General features: G+C 68.7%; 24 protein-coding genes and 1 pseudogene. 11 read left to right on the forward strand and 14 right to left on the reverse strand.

The window, feature by feature from the left end; genetic code table 11:
- Nucleotides 1-205 precede the first annotated feature (205 nt).
- From ACTWM8_RS09565 to ACTWM8_RS09580, 4 genes are all read right to left on the reverse strand, one after another.
- Nucleotides 206-1420, reverse strand: coding sequence for an RNA polymerase sigma factor (locus tag ACTWM8_RS09565; protein ID WP_446213479.1), 1215 nt, complete (start codon nucleotides 1418-1420; stop codon nucleotides 206-208).
- The gene (locus ACTWM8_RS09570; protein WP_446213480.1) at nucleotides 1420-1836 is read right to left on the reverse strand and encodes a YciI family protein; all 417 of its coding nucleotides are present in this window, start codon (nucleotides 1834-1836) and stop codon (nucleotides 1420-1422) included. The genes ACTWM8_RS09565 and ACTWM8_RS09570 overlap by 1 nt, the downstream gene beginning before the upstream one ends.
- Nucleotides 1837-2085: 249 nt before the next feature.
- Nucleotides 2086-2775 (reverse strand): peptide chain release factor H, encoded by a 690-nt coding sequence (prfH, locus tag ACTWM8_RS09575; RefSeq protein ID WP_446213481.1) that lies wholly within the window; start codon nucleotides 2773-2775, stop codon nucleotides 2086-2088.
- Nucleotides 2772-3920 carry an RNA ligase RtcB family protein gene (locus tag ACTWM8_RS09580; protein WP_446214512.1) on the reverse strand — a complete coding sequence of 383 codons (1149 nt, stop codon included), beginning with the start codon at nucleotides 3918-3920 and terminating at the stop codon, nucleotides 2772-2774. Before ACTWM8_RS09580 ends, prfH begins: the two co-directional genes overlap by 4 nt.
- 572 nt (nucleotides 3921-4492) lie before the next feature.
- Between ACTWM8_RS09580 and ACTWM8_RS09585 the strand changes: the two genes are divergently transcribed.
- The 3 genes from ACTWM8_RS09585 to ACTWM8_RS09595 are packed head-to-tail and all read left to right on the forward strand — an operon-like array spanning nucleotide 4493 to nucleotide 8036.
- Nucleotides 4493-5335, forward strand: a complete 843-nt coding sequence (locus ACTWM8_RS09585; protein WP_446213482.1) for a HalD/BesD family halogenase — start codon at nucleotides 4493-4495, stop codon at nucleotides 5333-5335.
- A gap of 21 nt (nucleotides 5336-5356) precedes the next feature.
- The gene (locus ACTWM8_RS09590; RefSeq protein WP_446213483.1) at nucleotides 5357-6208 is read left to right on the forward strand and encodes a hypothetical protein; all 852 of its coding nucleotides are present in this window, start codon (nucleotides 5357-5359) and stop codon (nucleotides 6206-6208) included.
- 22 nt (nucleotides 6209-6230) lie between these two features.
- Nucleotides 6231-8036: a choline/carnitine O-acyltransferase gene (locus ACTWM8_RS09595; protein ID WP_446213484.1), complete on the forward strand. Its 1806-nt coding sequence runs from the start codon at nucleotides 6231-6233 to the stop codon at nucleotides 8034-8036.
- Between the two features lie 6 nt (nucleotides 8037-8042).
- On the opposite strand, the gene ACTWM8_RS09600 is transcribed toward ACTWM8_RS09595, so the two are convergent.
- From ACTWM8_RS09600 to ACTWM8_RS09625, 6 genes are all read right to left on the reverse strand, one after another.
- Nucleotides 8043-8213 carry a hypothetical protein gene (locus ACTWM8_RS09600; RefSeq protein WP_446213485.1) on the reverse strand — a complete coding sequence of 57 codons (171 nt, stop codon included), beginning with the start codon at nucleotides 8211-8213 and terminating at the stop codon, nucleotides 8043-8045.
- 81 nt (nucleotides 8214-8294) lie between these two features.
- On the reverse strand, nucleotides 8295-8816 hold the full coding sequence (locus tag ACTWM8_RS09605; protein WP_446213486.1) for a tetratricopeptide repeat protein: 522 nt from the start codon (nucleotides 8814-8816) through the stop codon (nucleotides 8295-8297).
- On the reverse strand, nucleotides 8809-9393 hold the full coding sequence (lepB, locus tag ACTWM8_RS09610; protein WP_446213487.1) for a signal peptidase I: 585 nt from the start codon (nucleotides 9391-9393) through the stop codon (nucleotides 8809-8811). Before lepB ends, ACTWM8_RS09605 begins: the two co-directional genes overlap by 8 nt.
- A 212-nt stretch (nucleotides 9394-9605) precedes the next feature.
- Entirely contained in the window at nucleotides 9606-9794 is a 189-nt protein-coding gene (locus ACTWM8_RS09615) for a hypothetical protein (RefSeq protein ID WP_446213488.1), read from the reverse strand.
- 76 nt (nucleotides 9795-9870) lie between these two features.
- Nucleotides 9871-10545, reverse strand: a complete 675-nt coding sequence (locus ACTWM8_RS09620) for a cytidylate kinase family protein (protein WP_446213489.1) — start codon at nucleotides 10543-10545, stop codon at nucleotides 9871-9873.
- Between the two features lie 243 nt (nucleotides 10546-10788).
- The gene (locus ACTWM8_RS09625; protein WP_446213490.1) at nucleotides 10789-11898 is read right to left on the reverse strand and encodes an IS110 family transposase; all 1110 of its coding nucleotides are present in this window, start codon (nucleotides 11896-11898) and stop codon (nucleotides 10789-10791) included.
- A gap of 383 nt (nucleotides 11899-12281) precedes the next feature.
- Here ACTWM8_RS09625 and ACTWM8_RS09630 point away from each other — a divergent pair, with 383 nt between their 5' ends.
- The 3 genes from ACTWM8_RS09630 to ACTWM8_RS09640 all read left to right on the forward strand — a co-directional run bounded on the left by ACTWM8_RS09630 (nucleotide 12282) and on the right by ACTWM8_RS09640 (nucleotide 14954).
- Nucleotides 12282-12911: a VOC family protein gene (locus ACTWM8_RS09630; protein ID WP_446213491.1), complete on the forward strand. Its 630-nt coding sequence runs from the start codon at nucleotides 12282-12284 to the stop codon at nucleotides 12909-12911.
- Nucleotides 12912-13146: 235 nt separating this feature from the next.
- Nucleotides 13147-13770: a hypothetical protein gene (locus tag ACTWM8_RS09635; protein ID WP_446213492.1), complete on the forward strand. Its 624-nt coding sequence runs from the start codon at nucleotides 13147-13149 to the stop codon at nucleotides 13768-13770.
- 227 nt (nucleotides 13771-13997) lie between these two features.
- Complete coding sequence (locus tag ACTWM8_RS09640) at nucleotides 13998-14954, forward strand: aminoglycoside phosphotransferase family protein (RefSeq protein ID WP_446213493.1); 957 nt, start codon at nucleotides 13998-14000, stop codon at nucleotides 14952-14954.
- A 242-nt stretch (nucleotides 14955-15196) separates the two neighbouring features.
- On the opposite strand, the gene ACTWM8_RS09645 is transcribed toward ACTWM8_RS09640, so the two are convergent.
- Nucleotides 15197-15325: a hypothetical protein gene (locus tag ACTWM8_RS09645; RefSeq protein WP_446213494.1), complete on the reverse strand. Its 129-nt coding sequence runs from the start codon at nucleotides 15323-15325 to the stop codon at nucleotides 15197-15199.
- A gap of 5 nt (nucleotides 15326-15330) precedes the next feature.
- On the opposite strand from ACTWM8_RS09645, the gene ACTWM8_RS09650 reads away from it, so the two are divergent.
- The 4 genes and pseudogenes from ACTWM8_RS09650 (at nucleotide 15331) to ACTWM8_RS09665 (ending at nucleotide 18109) form a co-directional block, all read left to right on the forward strand.
- A complete protein-coding gene (locus ACTWM8_RS09650) occupies nucleotides 15331-15915 on the forward strand; it encodes a DinB family protein (protein WP_446213495.1) in 585 nt (194 codons plus the stop codon).
- Nucleotides 15916-15960: 45 nt separating this feature from the next.
- Nucleotides 15961-16778: pseudogene (locus tag ACTWM8_RS09655) on the forward strand (IS5 family transposase).
- Nucleotides 16779-16801: 23 nt separating this feature from the next.
- Nucleotides 16802-17083 (forward strand): YrhB domain-containing protein, encoded by a 282-nt coding sequence (locus tag ACTWM8_RS09660; RefSeq protein WP_089014495.1) that lies wholly within the window; start codon nucleotides 16802-16804, stop codon nucleotides 17081-17083.
- Between the two features lie 315 nt (nucleotides 17084-17398).
- Entirely contained in the window at nucleotides 17399-18109 is a 711-nt protein-coding gene (locus tag ACTWM8_RS09665; protein ID WP_074311022.1) for a DinB family protein, read from the forward strand.
- Between the two features lie 59 nt (nucleotides 18110-18168).
- On the opposite strand, the gene ACTWM8_RS09670 is transcribed toward ACTWM8_RS09665, so the two are convergent.
- Both ACTWM8_RS09670 and ACTWM8_RS09675 read right to left on the reverse strand, forming a co-directional pair.
- Nucleotides 18169-19326: an IS110 family transposase gene (locus ACTWM8_RS09670; protein WP_446213496.1), complete on the reverse strand. Its 1158-nt coding sequence runs from the start codon at nucleotides 19324-19326 to the stop codon at nucleotides 18169-18171.
- A gap of 234 nt (nucleotides 19327-19560) precedes the next feature.
- Nucleotides 19561-20223, reverse strand: a complete 663-nt coding sequence (locus tag ACTWM8_RS09675; protein ID WP_446213497.1) for a hypothetical protein — start codon at nucleotides 20221-20223, stop codon at nucleotides 19561-19563.
- 79 nt (nucleotides 20224-20302) lie between these two features.
- Here ACTWM8_RS09675 and ACTWM8_RS09680 point away from each other — a divergent pair, with 79 nt between their 5' ends.
- Entirely contained in the window at nucleotides 20303-20566 is a 264-nt protein-coding gene (locus ACTWM8_RS09680; protein ID WP_446213498.1) for a hypothetical protein, read from the forward strand.
- 110 nt (nucleotides 20567-20676) lie between these two features.
- Here ACTWM8_RS09680 and ACTWM8_RS09685 read toward each other — a convergent pair whose 3' ends face one another.
- Nucleotides 20677-21663, reverse strand: coding sequence for a serine hydrolase domain-containing protein (locus ACTWM8_RS09685; protein WP_446213499.1), 987 nt, complete (start codon nucleotides 21661-21663; stop codon nucleotides 20677-20679).
- Nucleotides 21664-22024 lie beyond the last annotated feature (361 nt).

The following is a 22024-nucleotide window of genomic DNA, read 5'->3' on the forward strand; positions in this document are numbered from 1 at the left end:
GCGCCCGACGAGGTCTACGCGCCGACCGTGGGCGAGTTTTCTCACCGGGTTCGCCGCGCTCCCGCCGCCCGCGTTCGGGGATTCGGCCGACGCGATCGTCGCGATCGCCGGCATGGCGGAGCCGCCGCTGCGCCGGGCCGTCGGGGCCGACGCGATCGAGGCATCCGGGCTGCACTCGAATCCCGGCCGGCCGAGCTGGAGAAAGTCAGCCCAGCGCGGCCGCCTTGCGCAGCAGCACTGAGCGTTCGCGCTGGTTGGCGCACAGCCGGGCCGCCAGCTCCAGTTCGGTGCGCGCCTCCGGTCGCCGACCGAGGCGGGCCAGCAGCTCCCCGCGTACGGTCGGAACCAAATGCGAACCGGGGAGCCGGTCCAAGGCGATCAGCTCGTCCACGATGGCCAGGGCTTGCGCCGGACCCGAGGCCATGGCCACGGCGACGGCCCGGTTGAGCTCGACCACCGGCGAGGGCGCGACCCGGCCGAGCGCCTCGTAGAGCACCACGATCCGGTCCCAGTCGGTCGCCTCGACCGAGGGCGCCGACGCGTGGGCGGCCGCGATCGCGGCCTGCAGGCCGTAGGGGCCGAGGCCGCGAGTCGATGCCTTGGCCAGCGCGGCCAGCCCACGGCGGATCGCCGAGAAGTCCCACCGCCGCCGGTCCTGGTCCTCGAGCAGGACCGGCGAACCGTCCGGGCCGGTCCGGGCCGGGAAGCGCGCGGCCGTCAGCTCGCACAGCGCGAGCAGGCCGTGCACCTCCGGCTCGTCCGGCTGCAGCGCGGCCAGCGTGCGGGCCAGCCGGATCGCCTCGTACGCGACGTCGGGGCGCAGCAGCCGGTCGCCCGACGTGGCCGTCGATCCCTCGGTGAAGATCACGTAGACGACGCTGAGCACGCCGCCCAGCCGCTCCCGGCGCTCACCGGCTGGCGGCAGCTCGAACGGCACCCCGGCCGCCGCGATCGTCTTCTTCGCCCGCGTGATGCGGGCCTGCACGGTCGGCACGGGTACCAGGAACGCGCGGGCGATCTGTTCGGTGGACAGGCCGCCGACCACGCGCAGGGTCAGCGCCACCCGGGCCTCCGGGGAGAGCACCGGGTGGCAGCTGACGAACATCAGCGCCAGGACGTCGTCGTCGATCTTGTCGGGGTCGATTTCTTCGTCGACCACCGGGTCGGCCGCCAGCAGGGCGTATCGGCCCTGGAGGGCGGTCCGGCGGCGGATCGCGTCGATCGCCCGCCGGCGGGCCGTGGCCATCAGCCAGCCGGCGGGATTGGCCGGAGAGGTGAGCGGCCACGACACCAGCGCCTCGGCCACCGCCTCCTGGGCGGCATCCTCGGCCAGCCCGAAATCGCCGGTGAACCGGGTCAGCGCGGCGACGATCCGCGCCGACTCGATCCGCCAGACGGCCTCGACGTCGGCCGTACCCATCAGATCCGGCCGGTGCTCTCGCTCCCGGCCCGTTCCTCGACGGACCCCACGTTGTCCAGCGGCATCTCGTCGTCCCCGGCCACCCGCCGGACCTCGATCTTGGACCCGGTGACCGACGGGACCCGCTTGGCCCACTCGACCGCCTCCTGCTTCGAGGCGACATCGAGCAGGAAGTAGCCCCCGAACAGTTCCTTGGTCTCTCCGTACGGCCCGTCCGTGACCACCGGAGCCTCGCCGCTGAAGTCGACCACGACGCCCTGGCGCGCATCGTCCAGCCCTTCGGCCGCGACGAACACGCCGGCCTTGACCAGTTCCTCGATGTAGTGGTAAGTCGTGGCCGCCAACTCTTCGAACCCGGCCATCAGGGCCGCGTTCGACTCATCGGTGCCCCGCATGATCAGCATGTACTTCGGCATCGTGGTCTCCTCGTCCGGCGGGGCCGCCTCTCGGCCCTCGCACTCGCACCCACACGTCGAACGAGCGGCCCGCGGATCGACACGGCCCCGGAGAAATCTCTCGCCGCGACGCAGCCGAATCCGTCCGACCCGCGTTGCGCCCGTCAGACCTGGCCCTGAGCGATGGCTGACGCGGACGCCCTGCTGATCAGAAAGCTTATCGTCGCAGCTTTGGAAGGCGGCGACGCTCACGTCCAGCGGCGGGGTGTCTTACCGCGGCGAGCGCGGCCGTGGGGACTGCCGCCGTCGCTGGCGCGTCCATTCCTGGGGGGCCAGGTCCTGTCCCGACGTCTCCGGACGTTCGATGCGGGTGGGGTTGCCACGTTCGAGCTGATCGTGGATGCGCCAGCGGGCGGTGGTAACGGCGCGCCCTGCCGCCTCGTCGCCGTGCTCGATGCGCCGTCGCAGGAGCTGCATGGCGGTGCGGCGGTTGAGGCTGAACTGCCGCTCGGTGTCGACCACGACGACTATCCCCGAGGGGCGGTGGGTCGCCCGCACCGCCGTGCTGGCCTTGTTTCGGTGTTGACCGCCGGGTCCGCCGGTGCGGCAGGCGATGACGTCGACATCCGCTTCCGCGAACGTCGTGCGCGGGATGCCGGCCTGGCACGGTTCGGCGATGACATACCAGTTCTTTCGACCGGTGTTGGCCCGGTATGGGCTGGGGGCCTGCCAGCACAGGGTTCCGGTCCACGAGGCAGCGAACGCCTCGGCGCCAGCTCCGGAGATCTGGACCAGGACCGATCGGTAGGTGTCGGGCCGGTCACCGGGAACGGTCTGGACCCGATGGGTCTCCAGATTCTGCCGTGTGGCGTCGGCTTCCAGGCGGCGCAGCAGCCGGGCCAGCGCCCAGGCACACTCCTGCGGGCCGCGCCCGGCCGACAGGAGTAGGTGGAGGCTCACCGCCGGCCTCGCATGCGGCGGCGGTCCCGGCGGTCCCGTTGGGGCGTGGACCCGAGGTCGGGCGTCTTGTACGTGACCAGGGGGACCGTGGTGGCCACGGGCGTGGCCAGGTCGTGGTCGACGAGGTCGGCGATCACTTGCTCGATGCGCTTGTAGGCCGTTGGCGCCTCCTCGAAGAGCAGCTGGCGGTCGCCGCACACCACCAGCGACCCCACCGGCGTGCGGCGCAGCTCCTCGACCGTGTGCTTGGCCCGGCCCCGGCGCAGGGCGTCGGCGCGCGACATCTTGCGGCCCGCGCCGTGCGCCACCGAATGGTTGGCATCGGGGCCGGCGTGGGCGGCCACCAGGCAGGAACGGGTGCCTCGCGTACCGGCGATGAGCACGTCGCGGCCGTCACCCGGCGCCGCCCCCTTGCGGTGCAGGTAGACCCCGTCGCGATTCTCGACCAGGTTGTGGCACTGGTCGACGATCGGCTCGGTGGGCTCGGTCCCCAACGCATGGGCGACCCGGGCGGCCATCAGCCGCCGATTGAGTGATCCCCAGCGTACGGCGTCGTCATGCATCGCCAGATAGTCGGCGGGATCCGGGGCGGGACCCGCGCCGTGGACCGCGGTGTGCGCCCGCAGGATCCGCTCGCCCAGCCCTCGGGAACCGCTGTGGACAATGAGAACGAGGTCGCCGGTGGCGAGCCCGAGACGGCTCGCGTGGCCCGGCTCGAAGACGGTCTCGATCCGCGCCAGCTCAACGAAGTGGTTACCCCGGCCGACCGTCCCGAGGCCCTCGACGTGACCGGCGGGAATATCGCCCTCCACAACGGCCCAGGCCGGGTCGTCGGCATCCTGCTCAGGACGCAGCGCTCGGTCGAGGTCGGGGAACTGGGCGGCAAGCTTCTCGGGCACGGCGCGCTTGAGCTGGATGGGGAACACAGCGATGCCGCAACCGATGTCGGAGCCCACCAGGAACGGGTACAACACGGTCGACGCCATGGCGGCGCCGATGGGGGCGCCCTTGCCGGGGTGCAGGTCCGGCATGGCGGCGACGTGGATCATGCCGTCGAGGGCGGCCACCTGGTGGCACTGCGCGTGGGCATCGGACTCGATCCAGCTTGTGGGGGAAGCGAACACGGTGACGGTGGCCGAACCCATGGCCGGGGTGGACCGCGGCAGGAACTCCTGCCGCAAGTGTCGCTGAGACAAAGACGCACTCTTCCCTGAAAGAAGGTATGGACGGACGGCATGACGGCGCGGGTCGGCGCCGTGGAGCCTCGGAGCAACGGGTTGCTGTCCGTCAGAACGTCATGGACACCACCTTCCCTGAGCCCACCGGGTGCAGCAAGCGGTTTTCGGTTGTACGGGCCCGTATGCCTGCGCGCTCCGCCGTCCACCGACGTGCGCTTGCGCTGCGGACACGCGGAGATCACGGCGGCACCCTGTTCCTGCGCGGTGAGCTGACCCGGGCCGGGGAGACGGTGCATGACGTTCCGGGCCTGTTCGGACGCCGCCCGTAGCGCCTCGGCCGCGCGACGGGACGCGCCATGACCGTCGGCCGGCCCCGGGGCGGCACCCCGGGCGGACTACCAGTAGTTGGGCTGGTCCAGCGGGCCGCGCTCCGGCCGCGGCGCTGTGAACAATGTAACCAACATGGGGTAGACGCCGGTGAATTTTGTTAGGATTCCGCATTTCTTCATGTCGCCACCATTGAAGAAGGGATCCGTCCAATGCATGTCGTGGACACCGCGCGCTATCCACTGGCCGACCCGGGAAGCGACGCATGGGAACGCGTCGTTTCCCGAACGCGCACCGAACTGCGCGAAGTCGGGTGCAGCGTGCTGCCGGAGTTCATTCTGCCGAGCAGCTGGGAGGCGCTGCGGCGGGAAGGCGCCGGGGTCGCCCCGCTGGCGTACTACGACGTTGAGGAGACCAACGTCTACAACATCGCGTTCGACGACGACCTGCCGGCCGAGCACCCGGGCCGCATCGTCATGCAGCGCGGCAACGCGTTCGTCCCGCGCGACCGGATCCCCACCGACAGTGTCATCCAGCGGCTCTACATCGACCCGTCGTTCGTGCGCTTCGTCGCCGCCTGTTTCGAACTCCCGGAGCTGCACGAGCTCGCCGACCCGCTGTCCGGCCTGGTGCTCAACGTCGTGCAGCCCGGCATGGAGCACCCGTGGCACTTCGACACCAACGAGTTCACCGTCAGCATGCTGACCCAGGAGCCGGAGGAGGGCGGCGTCTTCGAGTACTGCCCGAACATCCGTTCGGCGGGCGCGGAGAACTTCGGCGCCGTCCGTTCGGTGCTCACCGGCGCCGACCGCTCGCCGGTGCGGGCCCTGACCCTGCGCCCCGGTGACCTCCAGCTGTTCAAGGGCCGGTACGCGCTGCACCGGGTGAGCGCGGTGCGCGGCGCCACCGCCCGGCACTCAGCGATCTTCGCCTACTCCGAACGCCCCGGCGTGATGGGCAGCGTCGCCCGTACGCGGCAGCTGTTCGGCCGGGTCCTGCCCGCGCACCGCGACGCCGAGCGCAATGCCGTGCGAGTCGACCAGTTGCTGGATTAGTAATCGCGAGGAGCCGCCCCCGTGCGTTTCGACCGGACCGGAAAAGTTTCCCTCGACGGCATCTACACGCAACCCGATCCCCGCGCCTATTTCACCACCCTGCGTGAGCTCGACTATTACATTCCCCAACTCGCCAAGCCCTATTTCCAGCAAATCATCGGGCAGTACCGCCAATCGCGGCAGGTGGCCGTCCCGACCGTCGTCGACGTCGGCTGCTCCTACGGCGTCAACGCGGCGCTGCTGCGCTGCGACGCCACCATGGACGACCTGTACGACCGCTACGCCGGCGCCGAGTGCACCCGGCAAGCGCTGCTGGAGCGCGATCGTGAGCTGGTCCGGGCGCACCGGTCCCCGGCCCGGTTCGTGGGGCTGGACGTGTCCCGGCCGGCGCTGGGGTACGCATCGGCGGCCGGGTTCCTCGACGACGCCGTGCAGGCCGACCTGGAGGCGCGCGAACCCACGGCGCGGCAGCGCGCCCTGTTCGCCGGTGCCGACATCGTGATCTCCACCGGATGCCTCGGCTACGTCACCGGCCGGACGCTCGTGCGCGTCGTCGACTCCCGCCGGGACCGGCTGCCGTGGATGGCGCATTTCGCGCTGCGGATGTTCCCGTTCGAACCGATCGCCGACAGCCTCGCGGCCCTCGGTTACGACACGGTGCGGGTGGACCGGACGTTCCGGCAGCGCCGTTTCGCGTCCGACCGGGAACAGCGGCAGGTGCTGGAGACGATGTCCGCCGCCGGCGTTGATTCGGAGGGTCTGGAGACCGACGGGTGGTTGTACGCTCAGCTCTACGTTTCCCGGCCCATCGGCACTCCGGACCCCTTGACCTTTGACGTTGACCAGTCACTGACCCAGAAGGCCGCCCGATGAGCAGCGAATTCCAGGAGACCGAGTGAGCACGTTCGAAAACGAGAACACGCTGCCGCGGGTGCCGTTGCCCGCGCTGGAGGACACCTGCGCCCGGTTCCTCGAGTGGTCTACGCCGCTGCTGACGAAGGAAGAGTTCGCCGACACCGAGGCCGCGGTGCAGGAGTTCGGGCGGGCCGACGGTCCGGGGCCGAAGCTGCACGCCGATCTGGTGCGGTACAACGCGGATCCGGCCACGCACAGCTGGTTGGACACGTTCTGGCCGGCGCGCTATCTCGGTCGCCGGGACCGGATCGCGTTGAACGCCAACTTCATCTTCCTGTTCCGCGACACGCCGTTGCGCGGGTTCGCCGAGCCGCAGGTGGAGCGCGCGGCGAGGCTCATCGCCGCCGCCGTGAACTACAAGACCCAGCTCGACGACGAGCGCATCCCGCCGATCGTGACGCGCGGGCAGCCGTTGTCGATGGAGCAGAACAAGTTCCTGTTCTCGACCACCCGCATCCCGGGGCCGGTGCAGGACACCGTCCGAGCGCCGTACAGCGACGAGATGCCGGGCCCGTCGACGGCGCGGCACATCGTGGTGTTCCAGCGCGGCAACGCGTTCCGGATGGACGTGGTCGGTCCGGACGGGCGCCCGTACTCCCTCGACGACCTGGCGTCCGGCCTGCGTGAGGTGCAGAAGGCCGGTGCCGCGCGGGCCGCGACGGCCACCGCGGCCGGTCATCTCACCACGATGGCCCGGGCCGAGTGGGCGGCGGCCAGGGACCGGCTGGCGGCACTGGATCCCGGTAACGCCGCGGCGCTGGACACCATCGAGACGGCGCTGTTCTGCGTGTGCCTGGAGGACCTGACGCCGGCCGACGACCTGGCGGCCTGCGACCAGTTGCTGCACGGCGACAGCGGCAACCGGTGGTTCGACAAGGCGGTGTCGCTCATCGTGTTCGCCGACGGCACGTCCGGCATCAACGTCGAGCACTGCGGGCTGGACGGCACCACCATCCTCAGCTTCGTCGACACGATGCTCGCCGCGTCGCCCGAGGAGCACGCCGCGCAGTCGGGTGCGGCGGCGCAGGGGGTGCCGGCGATCGAGCCGGTCACGTTCGTGCTCGACGACGCGCTGCGGGCGGACATCGCCGCCGCGGCACGGTCGTTCGCCCAATACGGCGCGGACACCGCCACCGTGACCCTGTCCTTCGACGAGTTCGGGGTGGACGAGGTCAAGCGGCTGCGGGTGTCGCCGGACGCGTTCGTGCAGGTGGCATACCAGCTCGCGCACAAGCGGGCCAAGGGCTTCATCGGCGCCACGTACGAGTCCATCGCCACCCGCCAGTACCTGCGGGGGCGGACCGAGGCGATGCGCGTCGTCACGCCCGAGGTGCTGCGGTTCGTGTCCACGATGGACGACCCCGCCGCGTCACCCGACGAGCGGCGGGCGGCGTTCCGGGCCGCGGCCGACAAGCATGTCGAACGGGCGAAGCAGTGCCAGGCCGGTGCGGCACCGGAGCAGCACCTGTGGGAGCTGCAGCTGATCCAAAAGCGGCGTGGGGCGGCGCTCGGCGTGCCCGAGTCGTCCCGGCTGTACGAGACGCCGGGGTGGCTCAAGATGCGCGACGACTACCTGAGCACCAGCTCGGCGCCGTCGACCAGCATCCGCTACTTCGGGTTCGGGGCCACCAGCAGTCGCTGCATCGGGATCGCGTACGTGCTGCTGCCGGACCGGTTCAACCTGTACCTCAGCACCCCGCGCCCGGTCGCCGGCATGATGTACACGTTTGCCGACCGGCTCCGCGAAGCGTTGCGTGAGCTGCGCGACCTGCTCGACGAGCGGTAGCCCGGGTTACGGGTCCGCCGCCGGCCGCTCGATCTCCGCGACCTGGTGGTCGGCGTGGCGGCGGACCCCGTCCCGCAGCGCGTCCCAGGTCTCGGCGGCGAGCCCGCGATAGATCGCCCGGGCGGGCAAAAACGATCGGGTGTACGCACATGCCGCGATCAGTGCGCTACTCAGCATCGCGACAAGCCTCCGCGGCACGCGCACGGACGTGTCGAGATGAGGATGTGTACGGCCCAGTCAGCTGCCGCATCCGTGCCGCTACGCCGGGTTCCCCTCGATGAGCAGCCGGGCATAATTGCCCATCGACCGCTGGTAACGCGCCAGGTGCGGGGCGAGTGCGCCCAGCGCCAGCACGACGGCCTCCCGCTCGCGCCCGACGTCGACCAGCGCCAGAGCCAGGAACCCCGCGACCGCGTCGTCGAGTTCGTCGCTACCGGCGTCCCGTTCGGCCATCAGGAGCGCCACGCTCTCCCCGGCGCGACCGAGGTTGCGCAGCGAGCTGGACATCTGGATGATCGTCCGGCGCCGCCGCAGCCCGGTGAGCCCAGCCTGCAGTGCCTGCCGGTAGAGCGGGACAGCCAGATCGGAGTGCCCGGTCGAGTCCCACGCGCAGGCGCGCTCGAACAGGCCGACCGCGCTGTCGGCCGGTAGTTCAGCGGCCAGCTCGCCGATCCGACTGACGAAGTCGTCCTCGGCGAAGCTGTCCATCGTCGCCCACGCCTCGGCGACCCGCCGCTCCCAGTCGGCGCTGATCTCGCTCTGGCTGGTCACGTCATGCACGGCGATCTCCCTCGTTTCGGGCGGCCGGTCGGCTCGCGCTCGCCCATCCTGGGAGAGTCGCTAGACTCGACACCACTGATTCGGTCACATCCGAATCTCTCAGGCTCTGCGAGGAGGAGCCCGTCATCGCGGCATTGCCCATGACGAAGACGGAGTCGGCCGGCACGGTAACCGCGGCGAACCGGCGCGGCCCGCAGTAGTTTGGGTTCGGCGGCTCGTCGAGCGACGCGTCCTCAGCCACATACGGCTCGGCCAGCGGCTTACCGTCGACCGTCACCTTGCCCGAGGTATCGCAGCAGGCGATGGTTTCGCCGCCGACCGCGACGACGCGTTTGAGCAGCGGCGCCTTATGGTCACCCCAGAGACCGCCGGGGGAACGGATCAGGACGACATCGCCGCGCCGTGCCTCATACGTGCCGGTTACTGTCCGTGCGGTGACAACCTGGCCGGCCTTGACCGTCGGCTCCATACTGACGCCGCCCTGGGTGAACTGTTCGGTGGCTCCCGTCTCGGTCGCGTCACCGTCGCCGCAGCCGGCAACAGCCATCACGAGAAGGAGCACCATCAGTCTGCGCATCCGACGGATCCTGCCAGAAGCGGCGGTGTCGTGCGGTCCGCCGGGCGCGGCGCTACCCGGCACTGCTGCCCCAAGGTCACATGCGCTGTCATGCCGCTCCGGGTGGGCTGGTGTTCATCGCCGCTGGTGACGCACGGTGATGTATGGCTACCTCTCCTGCTTCCGCTTCTAGTGTCGTACCGGTCGATCAGCTCGTTGTGCGCGCTGCGGTGTCAGCCTTCCTTGGCCGCTACCGTGGGCAGACTCGCGTCCACACCGAATCCGACCTGCGAGTCTTCCTCCGTTGGTGCACCGACCAAGACGTTGACCCGCTGGCTGCGGCGCGGGTGGACATCGAGCGGTACGTACGTTGGCTGCAGGACGTACGCCGGTACCAGGCCCGCAAGAACCTCGATCGTCACCCCAACTACATCCTCGCCGCCTACATGGCCTCCGGAACATAGCCAGCCGTTCGCGGCTCTGCCGAACTGAGCGCGGTCAGTGTGTTTGGGTCTCCCAGACCGGCTGCTGGGGCTCGTCGTTGTGCACGATGATGTCGACGTGATCGGTCGGGCGGACCGTAGCGAAGTAGAGCTGTTGGGAGGGGATGTAACGCTCGCGCCAGCGCCGTTCGACTTCGGCCCGAGATAACACCCGGCGCTCTCGGATCACGGCACGATCCACGGTCTTCTCGAGCGCGGTCGACACGAAGACGCGCAGATCCCACCGATCAATCAGTTCCGGGCGCATGAGGAAGACGCCGTCGAAGACCAGCACGGCGTCGGCGGGGGCAGTCATGACCGGCGGGGACAGGGCAGTATCCGTGGTGCGGTCGTACACCGCGTACTGGAAGCGTCGATCTCCGCCCGGGCCGAGCGGATCGAGCAGAACCCGGTTCAGCGCGTCGTAGTCGTGGGTGTCGAAGTAGCAGCCTTCGGCCGAGTACTCGCCGCGCGGATAGCGCTGTGCCCGGGGGAAGAGGAAATCGTCGATCGTCGCGCGGATGACGTCGCGGCCCTGTGTGCGCAGGACGATGGCCAGCTCGTCGGCGAGCGTGGTCTTGCCGGCGGCGGGCGGTCCGTCGATGGCAACCCGCGTCGGGCGTGCGACTGTGACGGACCCGACTGCCTCAGCCAGGCGGCCGAGCACCTCGTCGCGGATGCCTTGGTCCATGTCCTGCCCCGTCCTAGTCTCGCGAAGGCCGCCGTGTTGAGCCGACCTTATGCCCGCCAGGCTCTTCGCGCGCCCACTCGCCGAGTGGGCGAGATTGCCGCATGCGGAGTGGCGCAAACGGACTGCCGCTGTCATGCCGGCGCTGGTTGCTCGGCATAGCGTGACCGGTCATGCCGCGATCCGCGCGCTATGCAGTTGCGGCAAGTCGGCGCCGTCAGCGCACGGACATGGCTCCCCTCTGTGTCAAGGCGCCAGCGAGACTGAGGTTCTAAGCTGGTTGTCGGCGGGTTCGGGAAGTGACTTCTCCGAAGAGCCGGCGTGGGGATGAGAGCTGGTCGCGCTGGAGTTTGTTGACGCTCCCCGGTGTCCTCCCGGACCCGTCGCCACAGTTGCCGTGGCGTTGTTGATCATCTGTCGGTAGACGACATCGGACAGGCGCCGCTTCACGGCCCTCATGGCTTCCATCGAGGTCTTCCCGGATGCCTTTTTGCGGTCGAAGTAGGCGCGGCCTTCGGTTGGGTTGCGTAGCTGGACGGTGGCCATGATGTGCAGGACCCGGTTGATCTGTCGGTTGCCCGCTCGGGAGAGCCTGTGGCGGACCTGGTCGCCGGAGGATGCATCGATGGGAGCGGTGCCGTTCCAGGACGCGAAATGTCCTCGGTCCGGGAAGCGGGTGACGTCGCCGACTTCGACCAGCAGTCGTGCGGCGCCGGACGGTCCTATGCCGTGCAGGTCCATCAGTGTGGTGCCGGTGGCAGCGACCAGTTCCTTGAGCTCTTTGTCGGCCTGCTTGGAACGCTGGTAGATCCGCTCGAGGTCTGCGATCAGTTCCGCGGCTACCCGGCGCCGGGCCTTGCCGGCCGCGTCGCGCGGTCGGACCGTGGCCAGCAGGGCCTTGGCCTGGGCGGCGGACAGGCTCTTCTTGGCCCCTCCCGGGATCAGTTCCAACAGCAGTTGGTGCAGTTGGGACACCATCCGGGTGTGGTCCTCACCGAGGGACCGGCGGCGGTCGACCAGAATCCTCAGAACGGCCAGCTGTTCGTCGTTGACCAGCGGGCGCAGCCCTGTCATCCGCGTGGCGACCAGGGCGATGGAGTGGGCGTCGGTGGCGTCGGTCTTGCGGCCCTGGCCGGTCGCGAAGACCCGCGCTCGGGCTGACAGCTTCGGTGGGACGTCGACGACTTCCTCGCCGTTGGCGAGCAGCCGGGTGGCGATGTGCCGGCCGATGCCTTGGCATCCTTCGACAGCCCAGACCCGGTTCGGCCACTGCTGGGCATACTTGACCATCGCCGCATAGCCGTCGCGGTCGGTGCTGAAGCGGCCGGTGCCCAGGATGGTTTCGTCGCTGGTCATCACCTCGATGGTGGCGGAGCATTTGTGCGGGTCCATGCCGATGACCACACGGTCCGACGGGTTCACATGTCCTCCGTTGCTCGATCCGACCGGTTCGTCGAGCTGGGAGGGCATCGCTACTTCGAGCTGCGCAAACCCCTCTTGAGCCTCTCCCTGCTCTGCAGCGACGCCCGGGACTGCGCAGGCCAAATGAGAGCCACACCAAGGTGGGCAGCCGATGTGAGAGCGACAGCCCGAGCGTCTAGACCGAAGCCTGGCCGGGCCGCGGTCCTAGAGCAATGAAACAAGTAGCCGATGAGCGGACGCCTTGACGGACCGTCCCCGGAGGGGGTCGCCAAGCCGCAGTGGGTATTCGGTCCGCCGTCGATGTTAGGTTCGCAAACGTGACGGTGCAGATCACTGCTGGGCGTTTCCACGCGGCTGACGGTGTCGAGGACTGGCGTTGTCTCTACCACCTGGTCTCGGCCTACTTCCGGACCGGCTCGCTGTCGGCGGGGATCGCGTTCGTCGAAGAGATCGGCCGTCTTGCCGGCCGGGACGAGCAGGAGCATCTCAACCTGGACCTGCGCCACGCTGGCGTCACCGTGTCGCTGTCCCGGCGTGACATCTCATTGGCTCGACGGATATCGGCCGCTGCCCGGGCGCTGGGCATCCCCGCCGACCCCAACGCGGTGCAGCTCATCAACATCACCCTCGATGCCCTGGTGAACTCCGACGTGCTGCCGTTCTGGCAGGCGCTGCTTGGGTACCAGCAGATCGGTGACGACTACCTGGCCGATCCGGCGCGACGGGGCCCCGGATTCGGGCTGCAACCCATGGAGACGGTGCGACCGCAACGCAATCGGATGCACGTGGACATCGCCGTCCCGCACGATCAAGCGGAGGACCGCATCGCCGCCGCCCTGGCAGCCGGGGGGCGCGTCGTTTCCGACACGCATGCGCCAATGTGGTGGGTGCTGGCCGACGCCGAGGGTAATGAGGCATGCATCGCGACCTGGGTCGGCCGCGAGTAGCGGACACAGCAGGAACGCGGAGAGTACGAGTGTCCTAAGGACGCGAATGGGATTGGTCGCGTCCGGATCTGCCGCTGTCCGCGCGTTGGCCCCGCCCGGCGCAGTGCGCTGTCGTGCCGACGAGCGGATGCTTCGAGTTCATCCGGACCATCGAGTACGAGACCATCGGGCGGTGCCTGGCAGCCACAACGGGGCTGTCGATCACTTGGAATCTTGTCGTACTAGTCTTCGCCGCATGGCCTTGCGACCGGACGAGTTCTATGACCACGCAGTCGCCGTCGCGGACAGCGAACGCCGGCTCCCGTTGGCGCGCATGACGGGATGGGAGATCAGCCCGTTCGAGCCGGACGGACTGCGCGTAGCGCCGTTGCGCCCGCCGGTGCTCCCGGAGCCCGCGCGGCACGGCGAGGATCCGTCGGACTGCAACGCCTGCCGCGACCGGGACGAAGGGATCTGGTTCAACGATCACTGGCGCCTGGCCCGGATTCCGGGAGTGGGCGTCCCGCTGGTGCTCATGCTGTATCCGCGCGATCACTACGACATGGCGGATCTACCTGACGAACTGGCCGCCGAACTGGGGCTATTGAGCACTCGCATCGTCCGCCACATGCAGGCACTGCCGCACATCTCGCGGGCCCACGTCTACCGCATCGGAGATGGTGGCGCCCACCTGCACGTCTGGTTCTTCGCTCGGCCCGAGGGGCAGGCCCAATTGTACGGGTCGTGGCTGGTCGTCTGGGACGACCTGCTACCGGAGTACCCAGCGGACGTCGCAGAAGCTGACGCTGAAATCGTCGCAGACGCGTTGGTCGCGTGCCACGGAGGCCACCGGTCGCCCACTAGCGAACCGGCCGCCTGACCGGCCTGATCCACGATCCGATTGTCACCGTCACGGCTGTTACCACCGCCGCCGTGCGGATTTGCCAAGGTCACGTATCCGGATCTGCCGCTGACCGGGCGGTGACACCGCGGTAAGGCTCGGATTTCGTGGACGTCTCCGGTTGCCAGTGGATACCGTCGCCCGGTGAGGCAGGCCAGGCGGTACAGCTACGTTGGGCCTCCTGAGCTGCACGGTGAGGACACTTCTTGAGCGACACTCCAGATCTCGGCCCGCTTCCCAAACGCATCGCGGTCGACGTGGACCAGGTGCGCCGGCTCGTCGCCAGCCAGTTCCCGCATTGGGCTGACCTCCCGGTCGAGCGGGTCGCCAACGGCGGCTGGGACAACTGGACCTTCCACCTCGGCTCCGGGATGTCGGTGCGCCTGCCGAGCGCGTTCGAGTACACCGAGGCGGTCGACAAGGAGCACAAGTGGCTTCCGGTGTTCGCCCCCCGTCTCCCGCTGCCTATCTCCACCCCGATGGCGAGAGGCGAGTCCGGCGAGGGTTATCCGTACTCCTGGTCGATCTACCAGTGGCTCGAGGGCGAAACCGCGCGGTTGGACCGCATCGCCGACCCGGTCCGGTTCGCGCTCGACCTGGCCGAGTTCATCGTGGCCCTGCAAGGCGTCGATACCGCTGACGGCCCCCGTCCAGGCCAGCACAACTGGTACCGGGGTGGCACCCTGCGCACCTACGACGGGGAGGCCAACCGAGGGCTCACGGCACTCGACGGCCGTATCGATGTCGATATGGCCAGCGAGATCTGGAAGTGCGCCTTGGACGCGCGCTGGGACGGTGTGGAGCGCTGGTTCCACGGTGACATCGCGCAGGGAAATCTCCTGCTCAACGGCGGGCAACTGGCGGCGGTCATCGACTTCGGGACCTGCGGTGTTGGGGATCCCTCCTGTGACTTGGCGGTCGCTTGGATGTTGCTGACTGGCGACGGCCGGCGGGCGTTCCGGGAGCGCCTGTCCGTCGATGACGCGACATGGGCGCGCGGGCGTGGCTGGGCGCTCTGGAAGACGCTTCTCAACTACGCCAACGCGCTGGACGACGGCGAGGCGGCGACGGCGAGCTCGCGGAGGATCCTCGACGAGATTTTCTCCGAGTACACCGACGGCGACAAATCGGTGGGCCAGGCCGCCCGTCGGGTGTCGCGGTGAGAATGGCGTCGAGGTCGCGGTCGAACAGTTCATCGTCGTTCCAGCAGCCGGCATCGAGGGTGGCCTGAGGCGTTGAGGATCTACGTAGAAACTGCAAAAAACATCCCAAGATCTACATCACTGTCATGCCGCGATCCGAGCGCTACGGGGCGTCACGCCGAGCTGGCCTGGTTGCCGTCCGGACGTGCCGATGGCAGCGCGTTGGCTCGGTCCTGCATGTCGTCTCAGCGTTAGAGGTTGTCTCACGTGGCAAGTTTCGCGAGCTTCTTGTAGCAGGTCAGGGCGGCGGCCATGGCCAGGCCTCGGCTCTGCCAGCCGTTGCGGACCACGTACGGGATCTTGAGACCACGAGCAGCCCGTGGCAGGCTCATGCCGCATGATCGACGACTTCGCGAAAGACAACCTGTACGGGAGACTGCGGCGGGACCGCAAGGCGCTGCTCTGGAAACTCGACGGCTTGTCCGAATACGACGCCCGCCGACCTTTGACAGCGACCGGGACCAACCTCCTCGGCCTGGTCAAACACGTGGCCACCGTCGAGGCCAGGTACTTCGGCGAGGTCTTCGACCGCCCTTCCCCGGAACCGCTGCCCCGGTGGCAGGACTCCAACGGCAGCGATCTGTGGGCGACTGAGGACGAGACCCGCGATCAGATCATCGGGTTCTACCGGCGCACGTGGGAACACTCGGACGCGACGATCAACGAGCTTCCCCTCGACGCCCCCGGCCACGTGCCGTGGTGGCCGGAGCCTTATGCCGACACGAACCTGTTCGCCATCATGGTCCATGTCCTCGGCGAGTCCATCCGGCATGCCGGGCACGCCGATATCCTGCGCGAGGGCCTCGACGGCCGGACCGGGTTGCGCGCCGAACACGAGAAGCAGATCGACGAGGAAGCCCGTGCAGCCTACTGCGCGAAGATCGAGCAGGCCGCCAGGTCGGCCGCACCAATCAAGGCTTAGAGGTTGTCTCACGTGACTTGATGTTCGTGCGGCATGATGCCGGTCGTGGGTGCTGATCTATCGAAGCGTCTGGTTCCTGATGAACTCTGGGAGCTGGCCGCCCCGTTGCTGCCGTCGTTCGCTGCTCGTCCGTAAGGTGGTGGGACCGCTCTGTGTGACGAGCGGGCCGTGTTCACGGCAGTGGTGTACGCGCTGACCAGCGGCTGTGCCTGGCGGCATCTGCCGCCGACGTTCGGCACGTCGCCCGCCACCGCGCATCGCCGCTTCACGGTATGGACCGAGGCCGGCCTGTGGCGTCGGCTGCACCGGGCGGTGCTGGACGAACTCGGGGCCCGGGGCGAGGTGGACTGGACCTCGGCGATCGTCGACGCGGCCTCCGTTCGCGCCAAAAGGGGGGATCGCTGACCGGGCCGAACCCGGTCGATCGCGGCAAGAAGGGCAGCAAGCTGCACGTGCTGTCCGATGCCCAGGGCATCCCGCTCGCCGTCGCCGTGTCCGGCGCGAACATGCACGACAGCCTCGCCCTCAAGCCGCTCATCCGCGGCATACCCGCCGTCCGGTCCCGCCGGGGACCACGGCGGCGCCGACCCGTCAAACTCCGCGTGGACAAGGCGTACTTCTCCGCCGAACACCTGGCCTGGCTGCGCGAGCGCGGGCTCGGCGCGCGCATCGCGCGGCCCGGCATCGAGTCCGGCGAACGCCTCGATCGGCACCGCTGGAAGATCGAACGGTCGATCGCCTGGCTCTTCGGCTACCGCCGCCTCGCCGTCCGATACGATCGAAAGGGCTCGCACTTCCTCGCCGTCCTCGACCTGGCCGCCGCCCTGACCTGCTACAAGAAGCTCGCGAAACTTGCCACGTGAGACACCCTCTTAGGGACACGAGCATGACCGATGAAGAGGCTCGCGAGGTCGCATTTGCCTTCCTCGCTGACCGCATTGACAAGGTTCGCACCGGTGAGTGGGTGATCATCGGTGCGTGGGAGCACGAGACCGCATGGTCCGTGGGCTACCAGTCCCGCGCCTTCATCGAGTCAGGCGACATACACGATTCGTTGGTAGGCAACGGACCTGTGGTCGTGCCCAAGTCCGGCGCGGATCCATGGCTGGCCTGGTCCGGTCGGCCGGTGGAAGAACAGATCGCCGAGGGGCGACCCACCCTCGGCTGAACGCACTGACATGCCGCGACCCGCGAGTGCTCGCCGACCGAGGCGATCACGCTCGGTAGCTAGCCTCTGAGTCGAGCGGGCATCCTGACCTGCCGAATTGAGGACGTTCAGCGAGTGCCTGCTTATGGCACGCCCGCGTGCGCATCCGGAAATCGACGATCGCTCGCGTGTACCTAGCCGAACGTTGACCTCGTCTCGTATGGTGCGAGGTCGCCGGCTCGGCGTGTTTCCGCTGGCAGCCTCCAGGCCCGGCTACAGCACCCTCTACCCGCGGTAACTGCGCGGTTGTCGGTACGCCGGTGGATACTGCCCGGCATGGCGAGCTTCAAGGACCAGGACCTGACTGATGCCGAGTTCCGCGAGTGTGACTTGACCCGCGCTCGTCTGATCGGGGTGGTAATGCAGGACGCTGTGATCGACGGGCTGGTCACCAATCTGGTGGTCAACGGAGTCGAGGTGACGTCGTACGTCGAAGCCGAGCTTGACCGCCGGTATCCGGTGCGGCTGCTGCTCCGGTCAGCCGATCCGGCGGACCTGCTGCAGGCTGTCCGGCAGCTGCGGGCCGGCTGGGCGGAGACGATCGAGCGGCTGCGAGCGATGCCCAGGGGTTCGGAGCAGCAGCGCGTCGGCGGCGAATGGTCGGCGGTAGAGACCCAGCGCCATCTGGTGTTCGTGCACGACTCGTGGTTCCGCCGCTGCTGTCTGGGATCGACCGAGCCGTTCACCGCGATCGGGCTGGCGTCCGAGTTCGTCCCTGACCAGGAGGAGCAGGGCCTGGACCGAGCGGCGGCCCCCAGTCTCGACGAGGTGCTGGCCGCGCGAGACGTGCAAGGCGCTGAGCTAGAGCGTTGGCTGTCGACGGTGACGGCCGATCAGCTCTCGGCGCCCGCGCCAGTGCCGGCGGGCCCGGGTTGGCCGCCGTATGCCAGGGGAAAGTCGGTGCTGGAGTGCGTTCAGGTGGTACTGGACGAGGAGTGGGCGCACCACGGTTTCTGCGTTCGTGACCTCGATCTACTCGGATCATGACCCTCGCCACGAGGTTGCGTGCGACTAGCAAGGATTCACTCTCATGGCACCCCTTCATGTCAAGGCACTGTCGGAACCAGGGGTCTAGGGTGGTTGGTGGCGGGTCCGGGAAGTGGCTTGTCCGAAGGGCCGATGTCCGGGGTCAGGTCGGTCACGCTGGATTGCAGAGTCGTCCCCGAGTGCCCTCCCGGATCCGCCGCCTGCCTGCGTTTTTGGTCGGTGACCATGCGGGGGTAGACGACGTTGGACAGTCGGCGTTTCATGGCGCGCATGGCCTCCATGGAGGTCTTCCCGGCGGCTTTCTTCGCGTCGAAGTAGGCGCGGCCTTCGGTGCGGTTGCGCAGCTGGACCACGGCCATGATGTGCAGTGTCCGGTTGATCCGCCGGTTGCCGGCGCGGGAGAGCCGGTGACGCTTCTGGTCGCCGGAGGAGACGTCCAGCGGGGCGGTGCCGTTCCAGGACGCGAACCGGTCGCGGTCGGCGAAGCGGCGGATGTCGCCGACGTCTGCCAGCAGCCGGGCCGCCCCTGAGGGACCGACCCCGTGCAGGTCCATCAGGGTGCAGCCGCGGGCCACCACCAGCTCCTTGAGGTCCTTCTCCGCGGTTTTGATCTTCTTGTCGATGCCCTCAAGTTCACCGATGAGCTCGACGGCGAGGCGGCGCCGGGTCTTGCCCACGATGTCGCGGGGTTTGATGGTCGCGATCAGCGCACGTGCCTGCCGTGCGGACAGGAGCTGCTTTGCCCCGCCAGGAAAAAGCTCCAGCAGCAGCCGGTGCAGCCGGTTGATGGTCTGCGTCCGTGCGCGGCCCAGCTCGTCGCGACGGTCGACCAGCATCCCCATCACCTGCAGGTCCGGATCAAGCTGGACCTGCACGAGGTTCGGGGTGCGCAGTGCGACCATCGCGACCGAGTGCCCATCCACCGGGTCTGTCTTGCGGCCGTTGCCGGTGGCAAACACCCGCACCTGCGCAGACAGCTTCGCGGGCACGTCGAGCACCGTCTCATGCAGCAGGCGGTGGGCGATGTGGTTGCCGATGCCGTTGCAGCCCTCGACCGCCCACACCCGATCGGCGTACTTGCGGCCGGCGGCGAGCATCTGCGCGTAGCCGGTCTTGTCGGTGCCGTACCTGCCCACTGCGAGCACCCGGGCGCGTTCGTCGACAACCTCGATGGTTGCTGAGCGCTTGTGCGGGTCCATCCCGATGATCACCGACATCGGCGCCTCCCCTTGACTGAACTCTGTGAGTTGTCAGCAAGGAGGGCACCGCTACTTCGAGCAGGACAAACCCCTTTCCAGCCTCTCCTCGCGCGGTGCCCGGCGAGACCGCAGGCCATGAGAGAGCCACACCAATGACACCCGTGGGCAGCCGCAATGTGGGAGCGTCTCGCCGAGCACCTGGACCGACGCAACCCTGCCCTGCCCTGCCCACGCGGACGCCCGGGCCTGCGCTCAGTCCACGTCGGCCGGGATCGGCTCGAACGACGTCCCGTCCGCCGGGCCCACCTCGTGCAACCGCCCGTCCCGCACCAGGTACACGAAATTGTGCCGGGTCCGCGCGGCGAAGTCGGCCCGCTGCTCGTCGGTCCAGTCGTCGCGGTGGGTGCGGGGGTACTCGGCGTGGTCCGGTTCGGTCAGCAGCCGGACCACGTAGACGGCGTTGGCGCGCACCTCGATACGCCAGCGGTCGTCGGGCCACTCGCCCTCGGCCTCGATGACGCCGTCGACGACGTGGTCGAAGGTGAACCTGTCCAGCGCGGGCGGATACACCCGGCCGGGCACCGGGTCGACCCGCTCGCGCGCGACGGTGGCGTCCTGCTTCAGGAAGGTGTGCACCAGGTACCCCATCCAGAATTCGGCATCGTAGAACTTCTCGTGCTCGTTCCAGGCGATCGCGGTGCCGTCGGCGGTCGGCGCCCACTTGCACCAGTACCCGGGCTTGCTCGGGTCTGGATCCCTGGCGTCCTCGATCTCGTCGCCGTAGCCGAGGGCGTAGGGGCCGGTGGACCGGGGTTCGTGCCTGGTCTCGGCGAACGCCAGCAGGTAGTCGATCTCGTGCTGGTTCAGCGGAGGAGTGATCGTCACCTGGCCGGTGAACGTGGTCTCGTAACCCACGGCGGTTCCCTTCCACGAAGCGTCGCATGTGTATACCAAAGCGTGGAAGGCGCTGATCCGAGCGTGCAGGAGTTCGGGAGTGGAGCTGACCGGCACGTTGGCGGAGACCCACTGGGAATCGCATCGACCTGCGATTCTCGGGGCGGCCTACCGGATCCTCGGTTTCGAGGCCGAGGCCGAGGCCTGCCTGTCGGCGGCGTGGCAGCGCAGGAGCCGAACGCAAGATCTGAAATCGGCGAAGGCATCCGCTTCTGCCGCGAAGCGCTCGTCACGCAAGGTAACCAGCTCACGCGTGCATGCATCCGGGGTTGCCGATGACCGGATGTCGGGTCGGGTGCCGTGACACGGATGCACCTCCGGCGAATGGAGCAACTGTCCCAACCACATGTGTCAGGTGGCGTTCGGCCCAGATGCCTGCTATGCCGACACGGCTGACTGGAGGACCCGGCGCCGTCAGGCCATTGCGGGGAGGATGATCCGCTCCAGCACCCCGAGCGGGATCCGCCACTGGTCGGGGTCGTCGTAGTTGCCGGCGGTAATGGCCACGGTGAGGTCCAGGTCGGGCAGGACGAACAGGCGCTGCCCGCCGTTGCCCATGCCGGCTACCAGCCGACGGCCCTCAATGGATTCGATGTACCACTGGTAGCCATACTGCGCGCCCCAGCTGGTCTGCAGGCGTGGCTGGAGCATCGTGCGGATCCAGTCCTCCGGGACGATTTGCTGACCGTCCCAGGCTCCCTCGGCCAGAATCAGCTCGCCGAGCCTGGCCAGGTCGCGGGGCGCGAGTCGCAGCCCGGACGCGGCGGAGGCCACTCCGTCCGCGCCGGTCATCCATCCGAAGTTGTCGATTCCCAGCGGCTCGAACAGGACGGCCTGCCCGTACTGCGGCAGCGACTGCCCGGTGCCATCGGCGATCAGTCGGCCGAGCAGGGCCGTGGCACCGCCGCAGTAGGTCCATCGGGCGCCGGGCGGCTCGATGATCGGCCGCTCCAGAATGTACCGGTACCGATCCGGCGCCAACTCCATTGCGATCTCGGCGTTGGCCGGGCTGTTGTACGGGAGATCTTCGCGCCATTCCACGCCCAACGACATCGTCAGCGCGTGCTCGACGGTGAGCAGGGCACGCTGGGGGTCGGCCGCCAGGTCGGGGTACTGCGGGAACCCCCGCAGGAGCGGCTCCGCCGGCGGCGGGACCAGCCCTTCGCCGTGCGCGATGCCGTACAACAGCGCGGTCACGCTCTTGGTGACTGACCGGATGTCGTGCAGCGTCTCGGGCCCGAACTCAACGACGCCCAGCGAGTCGCCCCAGGCGAAGTCCTCGCCCGTTCCGTAGTACTCCAGCAAGGTTTGGCCACCGCGAACTGCCGCGACGGCGTGCAGACCGTTGACCTGGCCAGCTTGGAGTATCTCGCTGAGGCGGGCACGCAACTGCGTCGTCATGGGGCACTCCGAAAAGGCGATGTCGGCCAGCGGAACTGCACGCTCGTTATACCGGAGTTTCCGCTTTGGAGCGGCCCGAGCGGGAGGGACCAGCCCGGCCCGCCGCAGCTGCCCGCCGCGGCCATGATTCGGTCGCGAGAGGCGGCCACCTCTTGGCTCAGCCTCGACGTCGACGTCCAGGGCTGTGCCGGCCCGTTTGCGTACCACACCTCGATGAGGTCGCTGTCGACGTTGCGCGGGCCGGCGCCGAGCACGAGCAACACAACGGCCACGTCCAGCGCGAACTGCCGACGGGCATCCGCATCTGCCGCTGACAGCGCGAGCCCCATGCGGCGCCGCTGTCGGTGGGGGCCAAGGTTGT

It is taken from the genome of Micromonospora sp. IBSANI012 (genome assembly GCF_052814045.1).

What these genes read in the sequence shown, in the direction of transcription:
- ACTWM8_RS09620 (WP_446213489.1), bottom strand. Translation starts at nt 10,545, where the DNA reads ATGGACCAAGGCATCCGCGACGAGGTGCTCGGCCGCCTGGCTGAGGCA.
- ACTWM8_RS09685 (WP_446213499.1), bottom strand. Translation starts at nt 21,663, where the DNA reads ATGACGACGCAGTTGCGTGCCCGCCTCAGCGAGATACTCCAAGCTGGC.
- ACTWM8_RS09645 (WP_446213494.1), bottom strand. Translation starts at nt 15,325, where the DNA reads ATGAGCCTGCCACGGGCTGCTCGTGGTCTCAAGATCCCGTACGTGGTC.
- ACTWM8_RS09600 (WP_446213485.1), bottom strand. Translation starts at nt 8,213, where the DNA reads ATGCTGAGTAGCGCACTGATCGCGGCATGTGCGTACACCCGATCGTTT.
- ACTWM8_RS09625 (WP_446213490.1), bottom strand. Translation starts at nt 11,898, where the DNA reads ATGACCAGCGACGAAACCATCCTGGGCACCGGCCGCTTCAGCACCGAC.
- ACTWM8_RS09565 (WP_446213479.1), bottom strand. Translation starts at nt 1,420, where the DNA reads ATGGGTACGGCCGACGTCGAGGCCGTCTGGCGGATCGAGTCGGCGCGG.
- lepB (WP_446213487.1), bottom strand. Translation starts at nt 9,393, where the DNA reads ATGCGCAGACTGATGGTGCTCCTTCTCGTGATGGCTGTTGCCGGCTGC.
- ACTWM8_RS09580 (WP_446214512.1), bottom strand. Translation starts at nt 3,920, where the DNA reads ATGGGTTCGGCCACCGTCACCGTGTTCGCTTCCCCCACAAGCTGGATC.
- ACTWM8_RS09570 (WP_446213480.1), bottom strand. Translation starts at nt 1,836, where the DNA reads ATGCCGAAGTACATGCTGATCATGCGGGGCACCGATGAGTCGAACGCG.
- ACTWM8_RS09665 (WP_074311022.1), top strand. Translation starts at nt 17,399, where the DNA reads ATGGCGAGCTTCAAGGACCAGGACCTGACTGATGCCGAGTTCCGCGAG.
- ACTWM8_RS09585 (WP_446213482.1), top strand. Translation starts at nt 4,493, where the DNA reads ATGCATGTCGTGGACACCGCGCGCTATCCACTGGCCGACCCGGGAAGC.
- ACTWM8_RS09660 (WP_089014495.1), top strand. Translation starts at nt 16,802, where the DNA reads ATGACCGATGAAGAGGCTCGCGAGGTCGCATTTGCCTTCCTCGCTGAC.
- ACTWM8_RS09670 (WP_446213496.1), bottom strand. Translation starts at nt 19,326, where the DNA reads ATGTCGGTGATCATCGGGATGGACCCGCACAAGCGCTCAGCAACCATC.
- ACTWM8_RS09635 (WP_446213492.1), top strand. Translation starts at nt 13,147, where the DNA reads ATGGCCTTGCGACCGGACGAGTTCTATGACCACGCAGTCGCCGTCGCG.
- ACTWM8_RS09650 (WP_446213495.1), top strand. Translation starts at nt 15,331, where the DNA reads ATGATCGACGACTTCGCGAAAGACAACCTGTACGGGAGACTGCGGCGG.